The following is a 9,362-nucleotide window of genomic DNA, read 5'->3' on the forward strand; positions in this document are numbered from 1 at the left end:
TACCATGCGGAACATGACTGACGAGCCGAACCATCGTGTGCACTACCGGGAACCCCGGCAGGCACGCAGTGCCGAGACCCTGGCTCGTGTCCTGCGGGCGGCCGAGGAACTGGTGTCCGAGACCGGGCTGGAGGAGATGACGATCACCGGCGTCGCGGCGCGCGCCGGCGTGTCGGTGGGCTCGATCTACCGCCGCTTCGAGGGCAAGGAGCAGTTGGTCGCCGCCCTGACGGAGCGGATGCTGGAACGGCGCGAGCAGTACGTGGCCGAGCGGCTGCGCGAGGCCGAGCCGTCGCTCTCCGGCGTCATGGACGCCTACGCGCTGGCGCTGCTGCAGTCCTTCGCCGACAGCAGCAGCCTCTTTCCGGAACTGCTGCGTGCGCGGGGAACCGCCGGCGCCCTGGAGCGCGGGGCCCGCACCATCACCGAGATCCAGCGCTACCTGATCGAAGCGGCGATCCCCTATGCCGGCGAGATCCGGCGCTCCGACCCGCAGGTGGCGCTGGACACGGTGGCCCGCGCCGTCCTCGGCGCCTGCTTCCACACCTCGGTGCACCCCGACCGTCCTGCCGGTGAGGCTGCCCTGCGCCGCTACGCGGACGAACTCGGCGACATGGCGATCGCCTACCTGCGCACTCCCGACCGCCGCCCCGCCGCCCGGTCCTGAGCCGCCGGTCTTCCGGGGACGCCGAGGCCCCCCGTGGCGCCCCGCCGCGCGCCACGGGGGGCCGCCGTTCCACGGGCCCTCGGTGGCTCAGGTGGTCTTGTTCGGCACGGTGGGCGCGGTGGGCGCGGTGGGCGCGAAGCGGTCCAGCGTGGTGATCCCCGCCACCTTGTGCGGTTCGGCTCCGGCCATCAGCCGCCCGTAGTTCTCGGCCAGGGCCTCAAGGTTGAGAGCGCCGTGCAGCGTGACGACGCGCGCGTCGCGCCAGGCCCGCTGGATGGGCTCGCTCTGCATGATCGCGGTCGAGCCGGAGTTCCGCTGGAGCAGCTCGATCGCCTCGGCGCACCATTTCGCCGCGTACGCCGTCTCGACCAGGACCCGGCCGCTGAACATCTGCATGTACGCCGGATCGGCGGGGGTGCCGGCGGCCGCGAGGGCGCCGAGCCGGTCGGTCTCCTCGGCGTTGGCACGGGACATCAGCGTGGCCGACTGGATCTTCGAGTGAACCTCGGCGAGCAGCAGGTGCGTGAGGGGCGCCTCCAGCTGGTTCCTGTACGTGGTGCCGCGGACGGGCCGGCCGGCGGAGCGCTCCAGGAACCGTTCCAGTGCGCCCTGGGCGAGGCCGATCGACATCCCCGCCATGGTGCTGAACGCCCAGCCGAGTGAGGGCACCTTCCAGAGGTCGCCCTTGAGGCCGTTCTCGATGCTCCCGTCGGCGATCCGGCGGAAGTCGACGCCGCGGTGTTCCGGAACGAAGAGCTCGTCCCCCGCGAGGGTCAGGGAGACGCTGCCGGTGGCGCACATACCGGCGACCTGCCAGTCGTCGAGGAACCGGAGCTCGTCACGCGGAACCTGGAGGGCCACCAGGTAGCGGCCCTCGCCCTCGCCGTCGTCCGCGATGCAGCCGAGGTTCGTGAACGGCGCCCAGAGCGAGTCGCTCCCGAAGGTCCACGGGCCGCCGGAGACGACCCAGCCGCCCTCGACCCGCTTCGCACGTCCCCGGGAGGCCGGGAAGTGGCTCGAACCGGCGACCCGCGGCCCGACCCATGCCGGACCGTAGACCTCCTCGACGACGCGTGCGCCCGAACCCACCGGAATCCAGTTCGTCGAGGCTCCCGCCCAGACGGTCCACCCGCACGAGCCGTCCCACTTGGAGACCTCGGAGATGACGTCCAGCTGCTCCCGGACGGTCAGCTCGTAGCCGCCGAACTCGGCGGGGCTGCCGATGTCGAAGACGCCGGTGGCATCCAGGTCGGCGATGGTCTCGTCCGAATGACGGCCCGCGCGTTCCGCGTCCGCCGCGCGCTCCCGCAGGGTGGGCCCGAGCGCGCGCACCTTTTCGAGGATCTTTGTCAGCCTGTCGGACGTGTCTGGGGTCGAAGCCATCGTCGTTCTCTCCTGTAAGGGTGTTCGTGCAGATCGAGGGCTGCGCCGGTGCTGCCGGGGATCACCTCGGCGGCACCGCCGGCAGCCGGACGTCTCGTCGACGCGGCTCGGGTGACGGCGGCCGGCGGCTGGGAGTGCCGAGCCCCGGCCGGCCGGTGATGGATGTCCGCACGGTCCTGATACTCGATTCTGGCTGGCCGGCGGGTCGGACGCTTGCAGTGGCCTGCGCAGGTCGGGGGCCGCCGGTCCGCACGGCACCGCGCGGCGCCGTGCACTCTGCGTCCGGACGTGCCCCGGACCGCCCGGGGGCCCGGCCGCGGAGATTGCCGTGATGGGTACGCTAGGAGGGCCCACCGCAAAGTGTCAACATTTCTGCGACGTTTCGCTGAGATCGACTTGCCGTGAACCCAGGGCGTCCGGTGTCGACCTGGCCCGAAGCTGACCCTTGGCGCATGGGTCGACCGAGGTCGGAGGCGGTTTGAGGCCGTGGCAGCGTCGGAGCTCCATTGCCTCGGAGGGTGCCGCGAGGCTTCATTCGCGGCTCTCAACGGGTGGGGACCGGCCAGTTGGCAGGCCGGAGAGTGTTGACAGTCTTTCGGTGGCTCCTGATGATGGTGCCCAGGTCCGCCACCGCCTCGTCGGCCTCGTGCCGTCACCGGGCATGGCAGGAGCCGATCCGGAAGCCGCCTCGTCGGGGCCGAGGGAAGACAGCGCCGCCGTCACCGCCGGCCGACTCCTGACCGACGCCGCACGCACGCCGCACGCACGCCGCGACGTGCCGCCGCGGCCACCGGCACGGAACCGGCGAGCCCGCCCCACCGACCGGCTGAAACGGCCTTCCGCGCGCCGCGCCCCCCGCACGGCATTTCCGCGGCCGACGTCAGGGCAAGTTCCCGATGTGAATTCAGCGTGGTAAACGAAAGATTACGCTGCGAGCGGGTATTCCTGCCCACTGGCAGCTTCAGGAACAAGGAGAGCCGACATGGTCGAGCACGACAAGGCAGCGATTATCGAGGTCCTGAATCTCTACGGTCTCGCGCTCGATGCGCACGCGTGGGACTTGTTCGACCGCATCTTCGCGGAGGACGTGACGGCGGAATTCGGCCCGGCCGGGGCCGCCTGGAAGGGCCTCGCCGAATTCAAGCGCTCCTTCGCGGAGTTCCACAAGGGACTCGACGGCCACCAGCACACGATGATGGGCCACGTGGTGCACGTCGACGGCGACAAGGCCTACGCGTTCAGCTACGGCAATTGGCTTCTCGTGCGCGAATCGGCCGAAGGCGGTTCGTCCTGGGAAGGGACGGGCTGGTACGACGACGAACTCGTCCGCACCGAGCAGGGCTGGCTCATCAAGCACCGGGTCTGTCGGCTGATGTCCTGGACCGGTAACCCGCTGGTTCCCGAGCCCAACGCCGAGCACCACCCCGACATGCAGACGAACGTGCTGCGGGAGCACGCCGAGGCGGGGAAGATCGCCTTCCTGAACGCGATCCGGGCGAAGTAGCCACGGAGACCGCGGCCCGAACCCGGCGGACACCGCAGGAGCCGACCGGGGGCGAGGCCCCGGATCGGCGCGGAGCAGGCCGGTCACTCCTTCCACGGCAGCGCTGCCACGGGCAGCCGTACCCCCGGGCCGCAGGCCGGTCCGGGGGTACGGCTGCGTTCCCGCGTGCGCGGCCGTCCGGCCGGTGTCGCGTGCCGTCGGTACCCGTCGGGGCCGTTCCGCTCCAGGACCGGACCGCCCTCAGGACTGGAGGGTCTGTTCGGCCCAGATGGTCTTGCCGCTGAGCCCGTAGCGGCTGCCCCAGCGGGTGGCGAGCTGGGCGACCAGGAACAGGCCGCGGCCGCCCTCGTCGGTGATGAGGGCGCGGCGCAGACGGGGCTGGGTGTTGCTGGGGTCGCTCACCTCGCAGATGAGCGTGGTGTCGTGGATGAGTCGCAGCCCGACAGGGCCGCCGGCGTAGCGGATGGCGTTGGTGACCAGCTCGCTGACGATCAGTTCGGTGGCGAAGCCGAGCTCGTCCAGTTTCCACTCGGCGAGCTTCCCGGCGGCGGCGGCCCGGGCGTCCGCCACCGCCGCCGGGTCGGCCGCGAACTCCCAGTACGCGACGGTGTCGGCCGGCAGGGCATCGGTACGCGCCAGCAGCAGGACGGTGTCGTCGCGGGCCGGCAGGTGCGCACCCTCGGCGACGAGGGCCCGGCCGAGTGAGTTCAGGGTGCGTCCGGAGCGGTGGAGGCCGGTCAGCCGCTCGGCGATGCGGTCGACGTCGCCGTCGTAGCGCTGGGTGAGGCCGTCGGTGTAGAGGGCGAGGAGGCAGTCGGGGGGCAGGTCGACGGTGGTGGGCTCGAACGGCAGGCCGCCGATGCCGAGGGGAGGGCCGGGGCGCATCGGTACCGGCTCGGCGGTGCCGTGCGGGGCCACCAGGAGCGGTGGCGGGTGCCCGGCCGAGGCCAGGGTGCACCGGCCCGCCACCGGGTCGTAGAGCATCACCAGGCAGGTCGCGCCGACGGAGTCGCGGTGCGCCGGGTCCGCCTCGGCGGTCAGGCGTGCCACCAGTCCGTCGAGGTGGGTGAGCAGCTCGTCGGGGGCGAGTTCGAGGTCGGCGAGGGTCTGGACGGCGGTGCGCAGCCGGCCCATGGTGGCGGTGGCGTGCAGCCCGTGACCGGTGACGTCGCCGACCACCAGGGCCGTGCGCAGCGAGGGCAGGGCGATCACGTCGAACCAGTCGCCGCCGATCCCGGCGCCGCCCGCGGCGGGCAGGTAGTGGCCGGCGGTCTCCAGCGTGCTGGTGCGGGTGGCGGCCCGGGGGAGCAGGCGCTGCTGGAGCGCGGTGGCGGCACGGTGCTCGCGGGTGTAGCGGCGGGCGTTGTCGACGGCGAGGGCGGCGTGCGCGGCGATCTCGGACAGCAGATCGGTGTCCTGCCCGTTGAACGGCTCGGGGCGCTCGGTACGCCACACGGCGGCGACACCGAGCACCATGCCCCGGGCGAACAGCGGGGCCACGACGAGGGAGTGGCCCGCCTCGGGGGCCGCCGCACGGAGGAAGGCCGGATCGGCGAGGGTGCTCTCCAGGGTCACCCGGTCGACGGCGACCGCGCGACCCTCCTGGAACAGCCGGATCAGCGGACTGTCCGGGAACGCGGGGATGGCCGCTCCCTGCTGGAAGAGCGCCGAGGGCCAGTCACCGTGTCCCGAGCGCACGGCGATCCGGCGCAGGTGCAGGTCGCCCGCCCCGGAGATCCTGGGCGGCTCGTCACCGACCAGGACGGCCTCCGCGAGGTCGACCCATGCCAGATCCCCGAAGGCGGGGACGAGGACGTCGGCGATCTCCCGGGCGGTCCGGCCCACGTCCAGCGAACGCCCGATCGCCGTGGACACCCGATGCCGCAACTCCAGCCGGTGGGCCGCCTCGAAGTGCGCCGTGGCATCGGTGAACAGCACGGCGACCCCTTCGGGCCGGCCCCGGTCGTCGTCCAGCCGGAGGGCGGACACCGAGAAGGCCCACTCCTCCGCCGGGTGGCCGAGCGCGCGCGCCCGCTGCTCGCGGGCCACCACCGGCTCACCGGTCTCCAGCAGGCCGCGCAGCGCGGCCTCGGCGTCGGCGGCGTCCTCCTCGTGCATGATGTCGCGCAGCCGGCTGCCGGCGAGGAACGGCAGACCGTCGTAGACGGCGGAGCGGAGATTGCTCCGCACGACGGCCAGATCCGTGTCCCGCAGCACGAACCCGATCCGCCCCTGGGCCAGCAGGGCACGCAGCAGGGCGGCCCCCTGATGGGCCTCGGCGGCCCGGTCGGCGTCGACGGCCAGGACCAGGAAGCGGGCGGGGGACGCCGTCGGCAGGACGCGGTAGCCCACCGCGACCGCCTCTCCCGAGCCGCCGGTCAGCCGCGCCGTGCCCGTACAGGGAAGGCCGCCGTCGGCCGGGAGGGCGGCAGGGGACTGCGCCCGGTCGGCGACCAGCCGCAGAACCGACCGGCCGCACACCTCGGCGGCCGGCCGGCCGAGCAGCTCCGCAGCCGCCGAGGACCACCACACCACCACGCCCCGGGCATCGACCAGGGCGGCCGCGACGTCGGCGAGGACACCGCCGTTGCTGGTGGAGAAGGCACTCACCGTGCTGCTCACCGCCTGTCCTACGGCCCACCGCTTGGGCCCCGGAAACCCGTGACGACCTTCATTATGGGCGCTATCACCCGATTCAGAAAGATTGTCCCGGCCGCGCTGACCTCCGGCCCGGCGGCTCCGGTCCGGAGGTCCCGCAGGGCTGCGGCGACGCCCTCGCGGTCGGGCCGGCGGGGCCGGCTAGGCGGACTTGACGGGGAGCTGCAGGTAGGACGCGCGGTCCCCGCCGGTGTGGATGACGTGCTTCCCGCTGTTGCGGGGGACGTAGTCGCGGGTCATCGGCATCAGCCCGCCCAGTGCGTTCCGTGCGCTGACGACCAGCCGGAGCTGCTCGCCGGGATAGAACACCAGCCCGACCGGGGAGAGGTCGATCTCGACCTCGACGACCTCGCCGGGGCTCAGCTTCTCGACCCGGTCGAAGCTGTGGGCGGGAACGGCGTCGGTCGTCAGGTTCTTGTCCAGGTGCCGGGCGGACACCCGCAGACGGCCGTTCGAGCCCTTGTACCGCAGCACGGAGGCGCCGTGCTCGGTGAGGTCCTGCAGCATCGCACTGCGACCGGGCACGGTGAACTGCTGCAGCGGCGTGCCGTGCCGGTCCAGCTTCTGGACCAGGACGAACAGGTCCATGTCGTCCGCGCCCTCCGCCTCGACCCACAACCGCGCCTTGGGGTAGCCGACCAGCGTCGTCTCCTCGCTGAAGCCGGCCACGAAGGAGGCCAGGCCCGGCTTCGCCTCCGCGGCGTAGGCCGCCTGCGCCCCCTCCGGGGGCTGCGCGGTGGTCAGCGTGCGCGAGCGGCCGTCGAGGTAGTACTTCGTGCAGGTGACGTCCGCCGGGGGGAAGGCGTCCGCGGCCTGGTCGACGCGGTCGCCGCCTTCGAGGTCGAGCAGGCTGTACCGGACGCGGGGCGTCCGCTCCCAGCCGTTGTCCTCGCCCTTCAGGTAGTGGTCGAAGAACCGGCGCAGGTCCTCGACGTGTTCCTCGTCGTAGTAGTCGGGCCACTCCTGCGTGTTGTGGATGCGCAGCCACTTGTCCTCGGAGGCGATCCTCCGCCAGCCGCGGAACGTGCCGACCGTGTGCAGCGTGTTGGAGTAGCTGGCGACGACATAGGCCGGCACGGTGATCCGCTCGAACCGCGGGGTCTTGTCCTCCCACAGGTCGTCGACCAGCGGGTGGCGTTCGACCTCGGTGAGGATGTCCTCGCGGAGGTTGTTGCCCTCGTAGCTCTGCTTCTGCAGCCGTTCGGCGAAGCCGGTGTCGGGCATGCCGCCGCGCAGCACGAGATCGCGGTAGACGTCGCTCAGGCCCTCCCACGGGTTGATCGCCGCGAGGTGGGGCGGCTGCTCGGCGGCGGTGAACCACTGGGCGATCGCCAGGTAGGAGGTCCCGCTCATCGCGACCTTGCCGTTGCACCAGTCCTGGACGGCCAGCCACTCGATCAGGTCGTGGCAGTCCTCGCCCTCCTGGCGGCCGAACATCGCGCTGTCGCCCTCGGAGTTGGCGATGCCCCGGGGGTCCGGGTTGCAGACGGCGTAGCCCTGCGCGCACCAGTACGCCGGGTCGGGGCCCTCGAACTTCTGCAGCCCCGAGAGGGCCCCGTTGTCGATGCCGAGCATGGTGAACAGGCCGAGGACGCTCGGGGCGGTGCCGTGGTTCTTGCCGTACGGGCTCCAGGCGACGATGACGGGCACCTTCTCGGTGCCGGCGGGCCGGAGCACGTCGACGCGGATGGTGACACCGTCGCGCAGGGTCACGGCGACGTCCTTGTCCAGCACGATGTCGGTCGGCAGCGCCCGGAACCGGGGATCGATCCGGGAGCCCGCCGGCAGCGTCCGGGTGCCGGGCTCGAACTCGTTCAGCAGTCCGTGCACGGGGCCCGCCTGGTAGTGCGACGGCTCGAACGCCTTCTCTTCCTGGATCATTGCCGTTTCCTTCATCTGTGGGTGGGTCGAGACCGCGTCTGTCCGTGCTCGGTCGCGCCGTGGCACGACCGGGCGGCTCGGTATCGCTGCCGTACGGCCGGCGATGGACGGAGCGGATGGGGGATCGAAGCCCGCAGGCTCGGAGAGCGTGTCCGTGCTCGGTGGTCCGGCACGCCGTACGCTGCGCCGGCCCGGCTCCGGGGGCGATCCGGACTGATCCGTCCGGGCGATCGCCTCGGCGAACGTGCAGGCCCGGAAGGGGGTGGGGGGCTCTGCGGCTCGGAGCGCGATACATTCATCAATGTAAGCTGTAGTTGGGTTCCAGTCCAGAAGCAGGACCTGATCGAGATCAGCCGTCCCGCCGGCTGTTCCGTTCGCCGGCGCTCCGCGTCACCGCGGACAGCCGCCGCACGGCACGACGCCTCAGCCCGCGTCCCCGCGGAAGGCCGCCAGGATCCCCTCGGCCGCCAGGGTCGCGGTCAACTCACCGTTCCTGACCTGTTGTTCCAGGCCGGGTGCCAGCGCGCGTACGGCCGGGTCGGCGTGCAGGCGGCCGAGGAGTTCGTCGTGGACCATCGCCCAGACCCAGTCGACCTGCTGTTCGCGACGTCGGGCGGTGAGCCGTCCGGTGGAGTCCAGCAGCACCCGGTGTTGCTGGAGGCGTTCCCAGAGGGCACCCAGACCGGTCTCCTCACGCGCGCTGCAGGTGAGCACCGGCGGTGTCCAGAACGCGTCCCTACCGTGTATCAGGCGTAGTGCGCCGGTGAGTTCGCGGGCGGCGGTTTTGGCGTCGAGTTCGTGGGGGCCGTCGGCCTTGTTGACGGCGACGATGTCGGCGAGTTCGAGGACGCCCTTCTTGATGCCCTGGAGCTGGTCGCCGGTGCGGGCGAGGGTGAGGAGGAGGAAGGTGTCGACCATGCCCGCGACGGTGGTCTCGGACTGGCCGACGCCGACGGTCTCGACGAGGACGACGTCGTATCCGGCGGCCTCCATCACGATCATGGATTCGCGGGTGGCGCGGGCGACGCCGCCGAGGGTGCCGGAGGTGGGGGAGGGGCGGACGAAGGCGTTGGGGTCGACGGCGAGGCGCTCCATGCGGGTCTTGTCGCCGAGGATGGAGCCGCCGGTGAGGGTGGAGGTGGGGTCGACGGCGAGGACGGCGACCCGGTGGCCGTGGGCGGTGAGCATGGTGCCCAGGCCCTCGATGAAGGTGGACTTGCCGACGCCGGGGACGCCGGTGATGCCGACCCGCACGGCGTCGCCGCTGTG

Annotated in this window: 6 protein-coding genes; 2 read left to right on the plus strand and 4 right to left on the minus strand. The window is 72.1% G+C overall.

Translation table 11 applies throughout. The annotated features are described in order from the left end of the window. Positions 1-13 precede the first annotated feature (13 nt). Complete coding sequence (locus ACFUK0_RS29180; RefSeq protein ID WP_380255437.1) at positions 14-667, plus strand: TetR/AcrR family transcriptional regulator; 654 nt, start codon at positions 14-16, stop codon at positions 665-667. An 87-nt stretch (positions 668-754) separates the two neighbouring features. On the opposite strand, the gene ACFUK0_RS29185 is transcribed toward ACFUK0_RS29180, so the two are convergent. Beyond that, on the minus strand, positions 755-2,050 hold the full coding sequence (locus ACFUK0_RS29185; protein WP_380255438.1) for an acyl-CoA dehydrogenase family protein: 1,296 nt from the start codon (positions 2,048-2,050) through the stop codon (positions 755-757). A 982-nt stretch (positions 2,051-3,032) separates the two neighbouring features. On the opposite strand from ACFUK0_RS29185, the gene ACFUK0_RS29190 reads away from it, so the two are divergent. After that, positions 3,033-3,554: a nuclear transport factor 2 family protein gene (locus ACFUK0_RS29190; RefSeq protein WP_380255439.1), complete on the plus strand. Its 522-nt coding sequence runs from the start codon at positions 3,033-3,035 to the stop codon at positions 3,552-3,554. Positions 3,555-3,794: 240 nt separating this feature from the next. Here the strand turns inward: ACFUK0_RS29190 and ACFUK0_RS29195 are convergent, their stop codons facing one another. The 3 genes from ACFUK0_RS29195 to meaB form a co-directional block, all read right to left on the minus strand. Further along, positions 3,795-6,164 (minus strand): SpoIIE family protein phosphatase, encoded by a 2,370-nt coding sequence (locus ACFUK0_RS29195; RefSeq protein WP_380255444.1) that lies wholly within the window; start codon positions 6,162-6,164, stop codon positions 3,795-3,797. Positions 6,165-6,353: 189 nt separating this feature from the next. Further along, positions 6,354-8,093 carry a CocE/NonD family hydrolase gene (locus tag ACFUK0_RS29200; protein WP_380255440.1) on the minus strand — a complete coding sequence of 580 codons (1,740 nt, stop codon included), beginning with the start codon at positions 8,091-8,093 and terminating at the stop codon, positions 6,354-6,356. A gap of 423 nt (positions 8,094-8,516) precedes the next feature. Further along, positions 8,517-9,362, minus strand: an 846-nt coding sequence (gene meaB, locus ACFUK0_RS29205; RefSeq protein WP_380255441.1) for a methylmalonyl Co-A mutase-associated GTPase MeaB, incomplete at its 5' end; no start/stop codon positions are given.

Source organism: Kitasatospora sp. NPDC057223, assembly GCF_042669755.1.
Taxonomy (GTDB): Bacteria; Actinomycetota; Actinomycetes; order Streptomycetales; family Streptomycetaceae; genus Kitasatospora.

Bases quoted from the DNA above. Each gene is read 5' to 3' on its own strand.
- ACFUK0_RS29200 (WP_380255440.1), bottom strand. From the start codon at position 8,093: ATGATCCAGGAAGAGAAGGCGTTCGAGCCGTCGCACTACCAGGCGGGC.
- ACFUK0_RS29185 (WP_380255438.1), bottom strand. From the start codon at position 2,050: ATGGCTTCGACCCCAGACACGTCCGACAGGCTGACAAAGATCCTCGAA.
- ACFUK0_RS29190 (WP_380255439.1), top strand. From the start codon at position 3,033: ATGGTCGAGCACGACAAGGCAGCGATTATCGAGGTCCTGAATCTCTAC.
- ACFUK0_RS29180 (WP_380255437.1), top strand. From the start codon at position 14: ATGACTGACGAGCCGAACCATCGTGTGCACTACCGGGAACCCCGGCAG.